Annotated in this window: 13 protein-coding genes; 1 reads left to right on the plus strand and 12 read right to left on the minus strand. The window is 32.3% G+C overall.

All coding sequences use genetic code 11. The features are described 5' to 3' along the window. Positions 1–3 precede the first annotated feature (3 nt). The 10 genes from Q5Y73_RS18720 to Q5Y73_RS18765 form a co-directional block, all read right to left on the minus strand. Positions 4–2,010 (minus strand): VirB4 family type IV secretion system protein, encoded by a 2,007-nt coding sequence (locus tag Q5Y73_RS18720; protein ID WP_305993447.1) that lies wholly within the window; start codon positions 2,008–2,010, stop codon positions 4–6. Between the two features lie 3 nt (positions 2,011–2,013). Beyond that, on the minus strand, positions 2,014–2,838 hold the full coding sequence (locus Q5Y73_RS18725) for a hypothetical protein (protein ID WP_305993448.1): 825 nt from the start codon (positions 2,836–2,838) through the stop codon (positions 2,014–2,016). A 4-nt stretch (positions 2,839–2,842) separates the two neighbouring features. Continuing rightward, positions 2,843–3,172, minus strand: a complete 330-nt coding sequence (locus Q5Y73_RS18730; protein WP_305993449.1) for a hypothetical protein — start codon at positions 3,170–3,172, stop codon at positions 2,843–2,845. Further along, positions 3,172–3,576, minus strand: a complete 405-nt coding sequence (locus tag Q5Y73_RS18735) for a hypothetical protein (protein WP_305993450.1) — start codon at positions 3,574–3,576, stop codon at positions 3,172–3,174. The genes Q5Y73_RS18730 and Q5Y73_RS18735 overlap by 1 nt, the downstream gene beginning before the upstream one ends. 16 nt (positions 3,577–3,592) lie before the next feature. After that, the gene (locus tag Q5Y73_RS18740) at positions 3,593–4,051 is read right to left on the minus strand and encodes a metal-dependent hydrolase (RefSeq protein WP_305993451.1); all 459 of its coding nucleotides are present in this window, start codon (positions 4,049–4,051) and stop codon (positions 3,593–3,595) included. Between the two features lie 1,104 nt (positions 4,052–5,155). Continuing rightward, a complete protein-coding gene (locus tag Q5Y73_RS18745; protein WP_305993452.1) occupies positions 5,156–5,578 on the minus strand; it encodes a transcription termination/antitermination NusG family protein in 423 nt (140 codons plus the stop codon). A gap of 353 nt (positions 5,579–5,931) precedes the next feature. Further along, positions 5,932–6,534 carry a hypothetical protein gene (locus Q5Y73_RS18750; protein WP_305993453.1) on the minus strand — a complete coding sequence of 201 codons (603 nt, stop codon included), beginning with the start codon at positions 6,532–6,534 and terminating at the stop codon, positions 5,932–5,934. A 4-nt stretch (positions 6,535–6,538) separates the two neighbouring features. Further along, entirely contained in the window at positions 6,539–6,745 is a 207-nt protein-coding gene (locus Q5Y73_RS18755; protein ID WP_305993454.1) for a helix-turn-helix domain-containing protein, read from the minus strand. A 604-nt stretch (positions 6,746–7,349) separates the two neighbouring features. After that, positions 7,350–8,072 carry a restriction endonuclease gene (locus Q5Y73_RS18760; RefSeq protein ID WP_305993455.1) on the minus strand — a complete coding sequence of 241 codons (723 nt, stop codon included), beginning with the start codon at positions 8,070–8,072 and terminating at the stop codon, positions 7,350–7,352. A 568-nt stretch (positions 8,073–8,640) separates the two neighbouring features. Then, the gene (locus Q5Y73_RS18765; RefSeq protein WP_305993456.1) at positions 8,641–9,489 is read right to left on the minus strand and encodes a stalk domain-containing protein; all 849 of its coding nucleotides are present in this window, start codon (positions 9,487–9,489) and stop codon (positions 8,641–8,643) included. A gap of 874 nt (positions 9,490–10,363) precedes the next feature. Between Q5Y73_RS18765 and Q5Y73_RS18770 the strand changes: the two genes are divergently transcribed. Next, positions 10,364–10,741, plus strand: a complete 378-nt coding sequence (locus Q5Y73_RS18770) for a winged helix DNA-binding protein (RefSeq protein ID WP_305993457.1) — start codon at positions 10,364–10,366, stop codon at positions 10,739–10,741. 1,005 nt (positions 10,742–11,746) lie between these two features. Here Q5Y73_RS18770 and Q5Y73_RS18775 read toward each other — a convergent pair. Together Q5Y73_RS18775 and Q5Y73_RS18780 are read right to left on the minus strand one after the other, a co-directional pair. Beyond that, a complete protein-coding gene (locus Q5Y73_RS18775) occupies positions 11,747–12,352 on the minus strand; it encodes an imm11 family protein (RefSeq protein WP_305993458.1) in 606 nt (201 codons plus the stop codon). After that, the gene (locus Q5Y73_RS18780; RefSeq protein ID WP_305993459.1) at positions 12,330–17,111 is read right to left on the minus strand and encodes a VWA domain-containing protein; all 4,782 of its coding nucleotides are present in this window, start codon (positions 17,109–17,111) and stop codon (positions 12,330–12,332) included. Before Q5Y73_RS18780 ends, Q5Y73_RS18775 begins: the two co-directional genes overlap by 23 nt. Positions 17,112–17,209 lie beyond the last annotated feature (98 nt).

Below are 17,209 nucleotides of genomic sequence, written 5' to 3' on the forward strand. Positions count from 1 at the left end.
CAATCACCTCATTCCTTGTAATTCCTGCTGTTTTAATTTATTCTTTACTAATTCTTTTCTCTCCCAGTACTTAGGGTCATTTGGATCTGAAGTAAAGAGTAAATGTTCATAGTCTGTAGTATCAACATGAACAGCAGTCGATTCATGGTCCAATTTAACAATTAAATCTCCTTTACCAGCTTCATTAATAAGATAATTAGCTTCTCCCTCACTTAAATCTAATTTCCCACGTACGGATTCGATATCGATAGGTTCTTGGATTCCTATTAGTTTAATAGGCGAATTTTTTACTGCTGCAACACCTGCTTTGGAACGTGTATATACTTCTAAACCTTGGGATATGGCACAAATTGAAGTATTCGTGGATCTATGTTCACGATATGCACTCTCAGCCCATACCTCACCAATATCTTCATCATTAAAGATGTTCTGACACTCTTCTATTACAAGACGTTTTTTAAGTTCAGGATACTTTTTTGCCCATTTTTCAGTTGTCCATCTTGTTATAACTGCAAGTCCTAATGGACGCATAATTTCAGGATCTAATTTATTTATTGCAAACCCAAATAAAGGAGATCTTTTTAATTTCACTGTAGATTGTCCATCAAAAATAGAATACGAAGGTGCACCACCTTGTTTCGTAAACATTTTTAAGATTTTACTTACTTTAACAACATCCTCAATATTGCTTTCTTTCATTTTTTTATACAAACCACTTAATTCAGGCATCTTTTTTAATTTTCTGGTAGAAAACCTGTCTTTATTGTTAAATCCTCCGGAGCTATAAATACTAGTAGGATCTCTTGTTATTTCTAATTCTTTGTACTGTTCTCTTATAGCGTGATTAATAAAAACTTTAACTTCCCCTGTTAGATCTGAACGTTCATAAGTAGTTATCATTTTAAAAACAATTGCTTGTACGTTATTAACAGCTTCTTCAATATCTACATATCGATCTCCATTTTTTTCTTCTGTTATATCAACATCGTAGGGGTTAATTCTATCTTTAGAAGTTTCGCTAAATTCAATATATGGACATCCCATTAATATTAAGAAGTCTCCGTACTCACCTTTCCAATCTATGATACAATGATGTATTCCAATGTGTACTGATCTATGAATTATGGTGAAAATTGAGTATGTTTTACCTGCTCCTGATCTGCCCATAATTACCATATGTTGATTCATAAGTGAAGGATGCCATCCATCTAACCAGGTAGGTCTGCCTATTAAATCTTTCCCTATAATTATGCCAGTACGATGTGAAATTCCACCTAATCCAAACAGAAATAAATCAGCTACATTTGATGTTTCAAGACTGAAGAAATGTTCTTTGTGAACTAAGTCTTCTTTGGTAGTTGGTAAAATAGACTTTAGCGCATCAAGTTGATAACCATCAGCAGATCTTAAAACAATTGATTTTCCTCCAAAAAGGTTTACTAAAGCATTACAATATTTTTTTAAACTACTCCAATCGTTACCACTAGCTACAGCTTGAATGGAAACTCTATAAGATCTCTCGATATTCATTCGAATTCTTTGTTGTCTTAGTTTTAAGTCTCTAATTTCATCCTCCATAGCATCCAGTTTTGAAACATTTTTTTCTTCAGCTCTATCTGATAAAAGTCCTGCAATCCTTCTACCAATTTCATCTAATTCTTTATTGTTTGAGGCAGGTCTAACATGAACAGCAATATCAACATCACCTTCACCAAACTCTCCTAATACAAGGGAATCTAACATGCCTGCCCACGTATTTCCAGACATAATTTCCGCAAAAAATGAGCGGAAATAGCGAACAGGTACAGCAGTTCCTCCAATTTCAACTGCATAATCTGACAGCTTAATACCTTCATCGTTTATTTCTTTAGGTAACGTTTCTTTAATTATCGATGGTGCTGCAAAGTCAATCCCTTCAGGCTTTGCATCATTAAAAGAGGGTTGTTTTTTAAAGGATTTTAATGATGTTAGTTTATTTTTATTCTTATTTTTACTTCTTACAAATCCCATCCATTAAGCTCCTTTCTCATTATATTCATAAGCAAGAAGTCGAGATGTAATTGAATCTACTTGTGCAGTAAAGCTTTGTGCTTGTATTGCGTCATTTAAACGCACTTGATAAGATAGCTCTCTTTGTAATGTTGTATAGATCATATTGTATATTCCTGCCTTATCAAGTTTTCTGTACTGCATTCCAAGGTTTTGACATGCACCCATGACATGAGTTACAGCTTCTTCAATAACTTGGTGTGATAAATCTTCTTTCTCTTCTTCACTGATTTTTTTCGTATTTACTTTTAACTTTTCAAATATTCCATCAAAAAAAGCATTTCCAGTTTCAACACCTGAATCTATGCTATCTGATATTGGATTGAAATGGATGACAATGTATCCTGTAAAATCTCTGCTTTTCTTTTTCTCATCAAACTTTTGATAATACTCTGCGACTTCATTCGCTGATTCAAGTAATTCAGGTGTTAAATATTCATTTTTTCGTGATTCTTCCTGGTACCAACTCGTATAATCCTTCATATCCAGATATTGCGATTGAACAATAAAGGTATGTGGTATCGCCAACATATTAATAAAACTTCTATGTTTAATCCATATTGAATCTTTTTCTTGATTTGAAGAAGTAATCGTATTAATGGGCTTAACTTCAATAACAGCTCTATACATATTTCCTCTCTTAGCAATTCCCTCTTCACTGATCTCAACACTTTTCCCTATAACATCTTGGGTTGTTATTTCTTGCTTATCACCTGTTTTTTTCAAAAATACAAATACAAAAATGGCTGCCACAACAGTGACAACCAGTCCAATCATTTGATATAACATAAAATTAATGATCTCCTCCTTTTTGCACATTGACTTTACGATATAAAAACTTTCTATTTCGAAAACGTATCAAAATCATCATAATAAGATATTTTCCTACAGTAAATCCTGTGGGATGTTTTCCATAGGCTAAATACCAAGTTATTGCTAGAGGGATAAAGTAATGAATTCGAGAAAATATGATATCTGAGCCAATCGGTGGGATGAATTTCGACATTTGATAAGATAGAACTGCACCAATTCCTAACCAAATCGTTTGTCCGAAGCTCAGCGGTCCAAGAAATTTTTCTTTTAACTTACTTTGATAAGGAATTGGATGATACTCACCCCACATTATTCATAACCGCCAGTTGGATCTAGACCAGTAAGAGCAAAGAAAGCACCAACAATAAGTTCTGCTCCAAATGCTACACCTAATCCAGCAAACATCCATAAAATCTTCCCTTTATTTTCTGCTAAAGATTGAGGATTTCTCCCTCCTGTCATGAAACCATATGCAGCTATCACTAGCATAATCATAAATACAGTTAGACCTACTCTACGTATAGTCCCTATTGCACTTTTACTGCCCTTATCTACTTCGGTTTCAAGCTTCTGCAAACTGTTACCTTCTATTGTGTCAATAATGGTTCCAGGATTACTGTTTGCTTTATCGTCATCATCATCGCCATTAGCAAATGCGATGGAACTGCCGAATAAAACACTAAATAATATCATAAGTACAATTAATTTTTTCATGTATATAACCTCATTTCTAAAGTTGAATCCGTGAATATAAATCTAACCAATTAAAAGCATAGAACACTCCTAGTCCTATTAACACTGCTGTCTCAATGAAGACAGGTGGTACTAATAAACGAATAGAAAACTTCTTAGAATATGGATATAACAACGCAACAGATCCAGTAAAGAGATCGAGAATAACATGAGAAATAAAACCAATTAGTAATAAAGGTATCCAATTTGAGTTTATTGTTTGTACAACCATTGCAAGCAATAATAAAAACGGAATGGAGTGTGTTAAAGTTCTCTTTCCTAGTAAACCTTCAATAAATGATGGAAGTACAGGAATCAGTCTTCCTAATAGACTATTTTTCCTGTCTATATCACATATTAGTGATGCAATTCCAACCACTAATAGCTCTGTTACTGAGCTATATCCTAAATAAATAGCAGAGGTAGTCGAAACTAGCAGGTGAGTAGGTCCGGTCATTTGTAGCTCCTCCTCATGCTTATCTTATAATAATTATGTCGAGCAATTTCATATAGCTGGGTAGGCTATAGTTTGTAAAATAAGGTTTAGATATATCCAAAGTTTGGGTAGAACGATAGATAACAACTTTTATCCGTACGATTCCAGTTTCCTCTTAATTTAGTTAATGTAATTAATAGTCTTTATTAGGCAATTATGAAATTGATAATAAATATAATTGGGTAGATTACAAATCTATTATCCTTTTATTACCTCAAGTAAACCTCCTTCCTTTTTTTCACTATCCATCTTATAGTTGGGTAACTAAAGATTTATTTAGAAAACCTCCTTTCATGATTAAAAAAAGCTTCGCTATGGGTGGTAGCGAAACTTTTAATGTGAAGGGAGAAATCTATAGTTTGGGTGAAACCATAGAAAATATTTTTTTATCCTATACTCCTTTTTTCTAATGGAAATAGTCTTATAGTGGACTCTAAATAACGATGAATCTATAGCTGTGGTATAGATTTCATAGGATCAATACTTCCCTTCAAGAATAGAAATAAAAAAGCTTCGCTCAGTAAGCGAAGCTCTTTACCTTCTGGTAAATACGGGACAATGCACTATAGGTTGGGTGGACTATAGTTGTGTTTTAAAGATTTGTATAGTTCATTATTTCTTTCAACTAGTTGTTTGATTAGAATCTGCATTTCTTTAATATCACCTTTTATTTCTCTAAGGGAATAAGAAAGTTGCTCTAAGTCATAGTTACTATTCTTTTGTATAAAACTGATCTCTTCGACTATTTCTTACACCTCCTATTACTTAAAAAATATCATTAGTTAAAGTCCAAAATATCACAATAAATCCAATAGTCAAAGGCATATAAATTGATAAAAATTGTTGAAGTGGTGACATATAATAATCCCTCCCTCTTTATAGATTAGAGGATTAGAATCTGAAAATAGTTGTATAAAAGGGCATAAAAAAACTCCCCATTTAATGGAGAGTCTTGGATTTAATATTTTTTGTTAAAAAAAGACAGACTTATAGAGTTATTTATTTGTCGCAATTTTTGTTACATTCATATGATATACAATTTTGTTCATTTTGTAAAGCTTTTAACTAGTTTACTTCTTTTAGAATTGTATATTGATCATTTCGAGTAGAAGTTGTACTTTCTGGATCTCTTTGATTCTCTGTTTCAATAATAAGGTCTGATATTGAAATAGGTGTTTTTTCATTTTTCAACTTTTCTACAAACGATTGGATAGCCTCATTCGGAATAGCTATAGGATTATGTTTAGAATCTGAAAGAATAGAAACGACACATGGCAGTTTACGTATAGAAGAACATAACTCTATACTCATATTCCTTTCTTTTATTAGAATATAACCTGGCATCATCGCAACTGATTGTCTTTTGAGCCCTCTAGCCGTAGGAACCCAATCAATCTTTGTTAATTTCATGACTTCTTGAACATATGGGGTCACGAGTCTAGCTACACTTCTTTCCTCGTTCTTCCACACGTGTACCACATACCACATGTCAAAGTCCTCCTTTTAAATATTCTATTGTCTAGGTTTATAGTCTGGTTCAAAAACTGCATGAATGGGTAGTTCACGCAATCCATCAAGCTTAAGTCTAGTTTTGGGTAGAAACTAGACTTAAGTAATATGAACATTTCTTGTGTGATGTTTATGTTCTAGTTTGGGTAAACTAGTTGCTAATTATATGATTGGGTAGATCATATAAAGAACAAAGGGCGTTACAATATGTTTTGATAAGATTATTAGTAACTTATAACTATATAGATTCGTTCACTAATTATTAATAAATAAATCTATATGAGGGAAAAAAGATAAAATTGATAAACAAGTTTATGAACAAAGCTGGTTTTTTATCTCTTTTTGTAAGGTCTTAATACTTTGCTAATGTAAGCGGTACTTTTATCTAAGTCTATGGCTATATCTGACACTTTTCTTCCGCGAATATACTTTAGCCAAATAATTCTAGTGTTTTTTGTCATTGTAGCATAGATAAGTGCATCTTCTTCTAAAAGGCCAAGACTAATCGCTTCTTGATATCCTTTTGCAACCTTCATTATTTTCTTAAATGCTTTTGCAAAGCAATCTCTAGCATTCATTCGATGATCACCTTGATTAAACTCAATAGCTATTTCTAGTTCAATCTGCTTATATTTTTTTTGCTCCCGAGATCTTTTATGTATCACACGTTGCTGTAATTCTGTTAATTTTGCTGCTGATATAAATTCTTCAGGTATTATTTGAACCCTGTGTGATAAGTTTACTAATTCTATTTGAGCAGAAAGATTGTTTATGAATCTATTATGTGCTTTTAAATCCATTTCAGTTTCATCAAGTAATTCAACATCTTCTGTATCTTTTGCCAATTTTCTGATTTTTTCAAGTTCTCTTTTTCGAGAGCTAAATTGCTTCTTAGTAGCTTCTGCATCGACTACAATGTTAAACAATTCACTCAAATTATCACTCTCCATCATCAACACCGATCAAAATATCTTCAATGGACACTTCAAGAGCTGTTGCAAATTTGGGCAATTCGGTTGCGGATATCTTTCTACTGTCTCTTTCTATTCGACTTATTAAAGATTGAGTTAAACCTACTTTTTCTGCTAAATCTTCTTGAGACAGCTGAATTTTTTGTCTTAGATCAGCTATACGTTGACCTAACATGAGTCACTTCCTTTCCTTTGTTTTCCACTCTATTACAAAATGTACTAGTCGTCAAGATATTTTTTTACAAAATAATACTTTTTTCGGGACTTTCTTACGATGTTTCATGGGTTATTTTTACTATATTTGGCTTTGTTTATAGGATATATTTACTATTTATTGTATTTTTGTTGTTCTTAGTAAGGAGAGTCATATGTCGAATTATAGATGATTATGTCGATTATTATATCTATTAGAAAGTAACGAATCTCTATTTACTATTTTAAGTGATATAATATCAGTTCTTATATTTCCAATAGTTCTTTATGTTTCCTTTGTAATTTCGATAAAATGTTATATTTAATAGAGTATATTTTTGTTCTTTTCTTTTGTCGAAAAATTTCCTATCAACCCAGATGCTAAAAACTAATAAAAGGAAAATAAGAAAATAAGCTTCATTCATATTTTGTTAAAACTTTATGAACATTTTAGTTTTCTAGTTTAAACATGCATAGTTATCAAAAAAACAAAAGTATAATTATAAAATATAATCAACTTTTGTTTTTTTATTTGTAATTTTTTATAGTGAATCTGTTATTGTCATTAAAAATGCAATAGAATTTACTTATATAGAAACTACATTTCTACATTTAGGAAAGGTACTGCATCCGTAAAACTCTCCTCTAGGTCCCTTTCTAATAATCATATTATGACCACATTTATTGCACTTTTTTTCTTCATACTGTACCTGTTCCAATATTTGAGAAGGCCTTGGAATGGCATCTGGATTTATTTTTAGAATCATATCAATCAATTCTTGTCTAGTGAATAGCTGTACCTGATTGGCTTTAGCCAGGTTCATTGCTGGTTTAGTATAAAATCGATTTGAAATTACCCATGCTTCATCTGCTTGGTAATATTTCATGGAACTATGTACTTGTTGAATTGCTTCAATCCCTATGTTTTTAGAGTATCTTTTGGCTTGTACTACAATTTTCCTATTATCTTTTTTTAATACAAGGTCAGCACCATAATCTCCAGATGCGCTTGTTACTTGCACAGAATATCCTTGTGACTTAAACAAATGAGATAAATAATGTTCAAATTGGTGACCATCCATTTTGTCCATATCATGAATCCCTGATCTTTTTAAGCGATCAACCTTTTTCTTATGTTTTATTACCAAAATTGAAATAATAACTGCTACTCCAATGGCAGCTACCATTAATGAAATTATTAATGATTTTGTGAAGTAGAATGTTCCAAAAAAAGCACTTGCAGCTACAAAACCAAGTAATGACTGGATTAACTCCTCCCGCTGTTTTGCTTTACTTTTCCTTCTAGCCATAAACTATCCACACTCCTATGCTAATTTTTAAAGTAGTTTTTTGTTGAAAAATGACTATGATATATATGATAAGTTATAAACCTTCATGTTTGGTAAAACTCAATCTACATAACCATATAAATCTGTAATTATATAAATATATACAATTACAGATTTAATCTAGCTTAACAAATTTGTAATGAAATGACTAGCAAATACATTCTTATATTACATAACAATTCCAAAACATATTTCTTCTGCTTATTGGAATAATATAAAAGCAAGTTGTTTGTAAGTCCTTATTAAGGGTAATCCTAATAGGGACTTTTTCTTTTTGTAAGTGATTATTAATCACCGTAAGTGTTCCTGGATTGTTCCTTTATGAGTGGGATTATGACTGGTTATTTTTATATATCAGAAGTAATCGTTCAAAGAGATAAAGATATTGCCTTAATATGTACAATGTATCTCCTCTTATTATAAATAAAAAGGCACCTTTTCTCCTAAAAAGGAAAATAAAGGTGCCTTTTTGCTTGGTTTATGATATTAATTTAAATTTAGTTATAATAGAAAGATTTTTATTTTAGAGTTACCGGTTATTTTGTAATGAATACTCATATTTAGTGAGGACTCCATCATAAAACCATAAATATTCTGTCTTAGTCATAATTAAATCTTTTGTTATGTATTTATACTGAGTGTAATTATCCGAAACATATTTGTAATTAGGATAACCCCAGGACAAAATGACCATATCTTCAGTCATACCATAATCAATTTCTGCTTTTGATATTAGTTCCAATGCTTTATCAGTAAAATCATCTACGTTATATAGCCAAAGATCGCTGGAAGTTAGATAAAATTTATTTTGATATTTATCATAAATACTATTTTTTCTGTATTCAGCTTTTCTTGAGTAGATTTGGCCTTCATATTCTATTACTAAATTATGATAATCAGATTCAATAGTTTTGTTAATTAAACGAACTTTTGCTAACGTCGGTAAATAACGTTCTTCACCGTTACTGCTTTTCCAAAGAGTCCTTTCAAGAAGCCATACATATTGAATGTCAAATTGTTTACCTATTTGAACTGTTTTTGTAGCACTGTCCCAAGTGATTAGTTTCCAACTGGCTTCTCCAACAAATCTTAAAGGTACAAATGTATTATTTTCAATTAAAGTTGGTGCGATTTGGAGTATTTCTATTTCGCCATTTATCATAGCTTCTGTACTATTTAAAGTTAGCTTTATCTCTAAATTTTGTTTTGAACCTATTATAGATTGAGTTTCTTGATCCCACTCGATTGATAGGCCTAGTTTATCAAATACAGGTTTGAATTGCACTAAAGTTATACCATTCTTCTGAATCGGATCAATATCAAAGCTCACCATTTCTCCATCAACAAATACAATTATTGGTTCTTCCTCAGCGAACACGGGATTACCACAAAGTAAAACTATAGAAACAATCAAAATAAAACAGACTATTCTTTTTTTAATAGTTACTCACCTTCTTATACAAGAATATTATTTAACAAATAGCTTTATCAATATAATTTATATTCCTACAATTAAAGATTAATACGCTCTGCAGAAAGGTTTTCCAAATAATTTAAGGGGTACGTTTCTCAGTGTTTAATGTGTTCATCATTTAAGAATATATACATAAAATATAGAATTCAACTATAATTTCAACACGTAAGTCACCATCAAAACTACTAGCAAATACTTTGCTAACATAATAGTTAAACACGCTTCTCCCCACTTTCCTCCATCATCTGTTCTCTTCTACTGTTTTCCTCTAAAGTTCCTATCTTATCGTTTGCCTGTTTGAAAAACCCCTTTATCTTGTTTTTATCCTCTCAAACTGATACTTCCCATCTTCTATTTACCATATTCATCCAATCAAATTCCCTATATCAACCGCGCAGCGCGCGACCCCCGCCCCCCCGATCAAACAATATCTGCAACTAGATTCGGATATAGTGTCTTTATTGGTGTCTGCTTCAAGGTACCTATCTAGATTCTAGATGCGTATTTAGTTGAAGAGTTGTAGTCTGCTACTAGATTCGAGTTTGGATCGATAGTTGTTAATTAGACTTATGTGGAAGGATAAAGGGATGAAGTGAAATGTGGGACTATCGGAAGGAAGTATTATGGAAGCAAAATATTTGGTTATGTATTAGTCGTATGGTATATAGTATAATATTGGTAACTGAGATCAGTGACATTTAATTACCTAGACACATGAAGTAAGTAATGGTAAGAGATTAAGGGAAAATAGATTTAAGTATTTAAAAGGAGGTATTATATGAATCCTAAGAAAGAACGTGAACCTAAAAAAGATACACTGGGAAATATAATAAAAATACAACCTATGCTAGATTTTATTATTTTAGCGGAATTACAAAAATCATCACAAAACCTTGTGAATTTAAGTGAACAGATTGTAAAGATTTTTGATGGTTTTGGAGTAAATACTGGATACCTTTCACAGCGTATTACTAAGTTAGTTGAAGGGGGTCACATAGAAAAGAAACCAGATCGAAAGAATCGATTAATTGTTCATTTGATCATTACTGAAGATGGGAAAGTATATTTTAAGAAACTATCAGATGAACTTCCTGATTCAATTTCAAAGGCTTTGTTTATTTATAGTACATTTCAAAAATATTTAACCGATTTTTAAATAAAATTTGCAAGTTACAGAAAGGAATAAATCTAATGACCTATTTAAAACGTTTATTTGATAAGACTGGCCATCGCACAATAAAAGACCTCTCAGAATTAAAGTGTACCCTTTGTAAAGGACATTTTAAAAAAAGACTACGCAGCTTTACTGGCCTAGTGACAGGGTCGCTGTTCTAGTCCGCAGGATGATACCAATAAAAGTAAAGATCTTTTTTTGAAGAGTTATTGATGTCCTCTATTTCGAAATTTATAATATTTATAAATTGATGTAGAGAGTAGAGGGAAAACCATTGAAGAGAAATTGGAGCAAAAAAGAACTTGATGAGCATTTTACTTTATTTCCAAGCGAAATAGGGGGTCCTACCAACAAAACGCGGAAAAAATACGCTAAGCAATTTTCAACATCTCTCCAAATTCTCATATTGTTTCACCCATTTTTGAATGGACTTATGATCAGGTTACCAATAGAGCAAAGACTTTCACTCCACTTAATTACTGATTAACTGCATATATCTTATCTTAAACAGTAAATTTAGCCATAAAAAAGATCGCAATTGTTAGTTTGTGCCTAACAATTGGGGTGCAATTCAAGTTTCTAATACTCAATTTTGAATAAAATCACATCTCCTAAATATTAATATTTAGGAGATGCTTTCAAAATGAGTAATGTATATAGTTACTTATGAAAAGTGCTATTTGTCACCATATTCCATATCTTCTCAAATTAATCATTACAGAATATGACAACAAACCATTAAATTAAAAATTCACTTAAAACGAATTCTCGTACTTTTGCATTTTGTAACATTGTTTTAAATTGGGTCAATAACACTTCTTGTTTGCCTCTCAAACCTACCTTCATTATAAGTGATGATGAATCTTTTTTATAATTCTAAATAGCATCATCCTTAAGATACAAAATATTTTCATCATAAAAATCCCACGAAGAATCCTAAACGCACTGAAAAGCCACAGCATAAGAAGCTGTGGCGAATTTCTTTATTTACATCTTGTCTTTTGGAACACGTTTTTCAAAATCCATAAGGCTTTTAAATTCAACGTTGTTTATTTTTAAATCAGATTTCTCTAATGCTTCCTTTACTTTTTTAGAAATAATGATTCCATTATATCCTTCTGCAGTAAAGATATCGCTTCCGTCCCAAGAATCAGGATCAAAACAATAGCCTACATAGACAGGTCTCATTCTCCCAATGGGACTAGGTCGATTTTCAATTTTACTTAATGAAGTATCAATTTTCCCACACTGACCTGTAATAAATAACCCGTAATAGCCTTCGATTGTTTTTCCTTCTTTATCATAAGCTTCCATTGGGAAAGTATCCCAACCTATAAATTGATTTTCTTCCAACACTTTAATAAACTCATTTGATATAAGGTAGACAGATAATCCACCATTAATAATATCCTTTTTTCTGCTCCCTTTGTAATATTGGAAAATAATTGGCTTTTCTGGTTTCTTGCCTTTTATTATATCCTCTGTAAAAATAGCTTCTTTCTTCCCGAGTTCAAATGCACCTTTTAGCATCGCATTTCTTATCATATAAAAGTCACTATAATTAAATCCATTAGAATCTCGTCTCAAATCCATACTCTTCCATAATCTCCCTTCCAAACTGGATAATACTTTCTACATTCCTGTTGTGAGGATCTTCCAAAAATTCTTCCCATGCATCATTATAAGCTCCTGCAAACTTTTGATGATCCCCTACCCAGAAATCCATTAATCTAGGATCATTTATATTTAAACCCACATCATCAATAATTTTAAAATTCTCTGGATTTTTACTTGGATCAAATACATGCTGTGGGAAAATATGATGAGCGTTAAATTTACCTGCTGGTATTTTTCCATCTGGTTTCCAACCAAAAAGCCTTTTTAAATTCTCTCTATAGTTACCTGCTGTAAAAGTAAGGGGACTACTATTTTTCGATAAAGTACTCTTCAATTCCTCCCCTTCTTCAATAAATTTTTGAATATTATTGACATCTAATGTCTTCACTCTTGAATTTGCTACCTTTAAGCCTTCTACAGCTTTATCACCATATACGTAAATGAGTTCAATCGCTGATTTCCCTGATTTTGTTACCAATTCGGCTCCTTCATCACCATATCTTTGAATGGCATAAACGAGTTTATGTCCGAATTTATCATAGTATTGTACTAGATCATCACCGTATTTTTCTATTATAGGAAGTGCGATATCCCCTGTTCTCTCATATAATGCTTTAGCTTCATCTTTAAGATTCTTGACTTTTTCATAGCCATCAATGGCTTCTTTACCTTTTTTCAAATTTCTAAATTCAGCTAAAAAGATGAGACTAGCTGCCCTGTCAATTAAAGATAATTCTTCATCAGTTACGAGGTCTTTTCCATAAAATGCCTCAACAAACCCTTTTGCATCACCCACACCAGGAACAAAATTTAATCCTAAAGAAGTCCAAAATTCATCAGATTCATTAGATATGATATCTGTCTCATTATCGTATAAATTATTATCAGTCAAAAGACTTACTAAGGCTGATTTAGATGATTCAACACCAATGATATTATTGCTGATTTCACTGTTTGTAACAAATACTTTTGTACCTAAATTTTTAGCATAAATACCTGTTTCAGCATATTGGATTTTACTATCTTTAATTTCTACAATGGGTCCACCATTTTTACTATTAAATTGACTAACTTCAATCCCTATACTTCCACTTTTATGCTTATCATTCACATAATTAATATCTACATTGTTTAATAAAAAAGTAGAATCAGGAGTTCCCTGAATATTTAAAGATCCACTGTATAAACGACTATTTCTGATCTCTGCATTTACTTTGTAATGAAGTTTAAATCCTCCAGAATCAAATAAATGATTATCAACGATAGTAAGGTTAGGAATATCATCTCCTAAACCAGTATACGGACCTAGAACTGGCACATATAATCCAGCATAACAAAGATAAAAAACACCAGATTCATACACAACATTGGATTGCTGATAAACAAGTATCCCAATTTCTGCTTCCGTAATTGCTACATTAAATAAATTAACATTTGAATTTGGAGCAGCTTCGATACCCTTCCAATATTTTTCACGTTCGTCTTGTGGTTCTTTAATTCCATATAAAAAATATATTCTATCATCTACCAAATCATAGAGTGAATCTCCTGCATTTAAAGTTCCTTTAACTGTAATACCTGCTCCTGGTAAATAAGTGATAATGTGCGATTTTGGTCTGATTGTAAGTGTAGATTCATTAGGAACAGTCACAGAAGAGTAAAGATGGACTCTACCTTCCCAAACTTCATCTACAGAGAGTTCATATTCATTTCCTTTATCAATGATTTTATCGGGTATATTGGGTTCAAGCCTTTCGTCCATATATTCTTCATAGTCAGTATACCCATCATGATCCGTATCTTTATATCTTGGATCAGAAGTATATGGATTCACAGTGCTCGAAATAGAAACTTGCTTCTCACTCTTATGAAGCACATCTATAACATCGTCTACAGTAGGAACATAGTTTACTTCCAAATAGTCATCCAAATCATCATAATCCGTATCTTTAGACAATGGACTCGTGCCATGTATCATGATTTCTGCATAATCAGTTAAACCATCAGCATCAGTATCATTTACAGTAGGATTACTATACATTGGATAGTATGTATATTCTACGTCAAAAAGCGTAGTATTATAGGCTTCCCCAATCTCTTCACCATCTACTAATCCATCCCCATCTGTATCAGGGTTATTTGGATCTGTATAGATTAGTTGGTCAAAATACAAACCTGTACGCATTCCTTTTGTCTCAACGATATCTGGGATCCCATCTTCATCTGTATCTTCAGGATCAGTAACAATATCTCTTATTCGGTTATAAACTAATGGTAAATCTTCTGCTGTAGATGCATGGAAGTATTGCCCTCCAGTACTACTTGCAATATCTATTAGAAGACTATCATTGATCCCTTCCCCTAATCCTACGGTATATATAGTAATCCCATTTTGAATGGCCTCATTATTATAGGTTGAACTATAACTTCCATCACCATCCGTTAATAGAATTTCTACTTTCACTCTATTATCATTACTGTTTTCAATAAGTTCTTCATTTGCTAAATTGACCCCAGATCCGATATCCGTACCTCCTGAGGAGTCAATTTCGTCAATGGCTTCTTTTACAGCTTCAAGATCATCTGTTAATGGCTGTATTAATGTTGCATCACTATCAAAATCAACAACTCCAGACCGATCTCCTACAACTACACCGACTTGGCTTCCTGGGATGAGACCATCCACAAAATTTTTAGCGGCAATTTTTCGATATCCATCTGGGTCATTATCATCCATGCTACCTGAAGAATCAATGACAAACATGACATCTAAAAATGCTGTCTCTGTACTTCTTTCAGCTGCATGGTATGGAACTTGCCAAATTGAACTTAAATTAGGGATGTAGAATAATGTAAAGATCGTAAAATGATCCGTTTCACCCCATACCAAACTATTTTCTTGGTCAAAACCTTGCTCTTCAAGGGGGATAAAGGTCATTTTTTCTGTGTCGAAATAAGCCATCCTTATATTTTCTGGATCTCTATTTCCTAATTGCTCCATATCAACAGGAATAGATATTTGTGCTGTTTCAAAAGGTCGATCTGCTATATTTATTTCAATTGTTGGTGAAATTGAATACTCATTTTGATAAGTTGTAATATCAGTTACATCTCTAATAGACATAACTTCAGAAATATCACCTTGTGCTGCAATTTCTACTTTTATTTCATTTGAATCGTCTAAATATGTACTGGTGTAAATTTCCTCATTATCTTGTATACCATTCCCATCTGAATCCGCATCCAATGGATCTGTACCTAATCTAATTTCACTCTCATCCGTCAATCCATCTCCATCTGAATCCGCATTTAGTGGATCTGTGCCTAAAGCTTGTTCTTCTAAGTTTGTCAGCTCATCTTTGTCAAAATCTTTATCAGCATCACGAACCCCAGTATCATTCGAATCCATTTTTATCGGACTTACAGATTTCTTTAACAACGTTGTTTCAAACCCATTTAGCAAACCATCATGATCATAATCACCAGAAGGGTCTTTTAAAATAGAATCCATAAGAGCTAGCTCTTGGTCGACTTCACTTTTTAAAAGTGAAAGAGCTTCAGAGGCTTCCTTATATTTATCAGAGGCTTGCTTATACATATCTTCATTTTCATAATCAAGCGCTTCTTGATACAAATCTATAACTTCAAAGATCTCCTCATCATAATTCTCTGTACTAAGTTCACTGATATTAAATTCTTCTATGATTTGATCGGCCTCTTCACGATGAACTTCTGCTGCATTTTTATTCGCGATTTCATTTTCATTCAAAATAGCACTTACAATTTCAGATAAATCTAATTCATTAATCTCTCCATCCCGATTCACATCTGAATCTACATCACTAATCTCCTGATAGGGTACCTCTAAATCGTATGAAGCAATTGCAAGATCCCCTATTGAATGATTCCCATCATTATTTATGTCAGTATTCCAACTCTCAACCGTAATTTCAGTTTCGGACCATTCAGGGATTAACTCATTTCCGTTTTTATCTGCAACTAACCCATTGTCTATTACAAATGTGCCAGTTCCACCCACTTGTTTCGCTCTAAAAGTAAGTTGAACTAATTCATAGTCTTCACTAATTCCATAGTCACGACCTTGGCTCGCTATGATATAGCGTAAAATACCAATGTCTCCATCTTGATGATAGAATTCTAGTCCTTCTGATATTGTGGAACTCACAAATTCAAACAATGTATCGTCATATGTGATTTGAAAATCTTCAGCATAAATGTCTTTTCCATTTTTCAACCATACATTCATTGTGAACTGTTGCAAGCTAGTGACGACAATATTATCCGTTCGTAAATCAAACGATGGATTTTCTATTTCACTATGAAACGATACTATATTAGAAGATTGCATCTCACCATCTTCATTCGTTGCAACAACTTCATAATAGTATGTAACATTGCTTACAACCGTATCATCTATATAAGATGTTTCACCTACTTCAGCTATGGATGCATATGGACCCTCTTTTAAAGTAGCCCTCCGGATACTATAGTTGCTTGCATTTGAAATGGAATTCCAAGCAAGTAAAGCGTGTTCATTTTCAATCGATGTAGACAAGTTCCATTCTGCTGCTAATCCATCAGATAACTCATTGAGATTGCTTTCCGTGTTCTCTGATGTCGTAGTCTCCGCAAATAACTTTGTACTTGTAATTAACATTGGTTCAATAACCAGCAAAAAACTTAACAGTAATATTAATAATCTACGTTTATTCATGAATAACTCTCCATATTGAACATTTTTTATTTATATTGACGCAATCTGATACCTTAATATAAAGTAGGGAAACCATTCTATGGTCTCCCCCTTTATTT

Origin of the sequence: Chengkuizengella axinellae (genome assembly GCF_030730905.1) — a bacterium.
GTDB lineage: Bacteria > Bacillota > Bacilli > Paenibacillales > KCTC-33759 > Chengkuizengella > Chengkuizengella axinellae.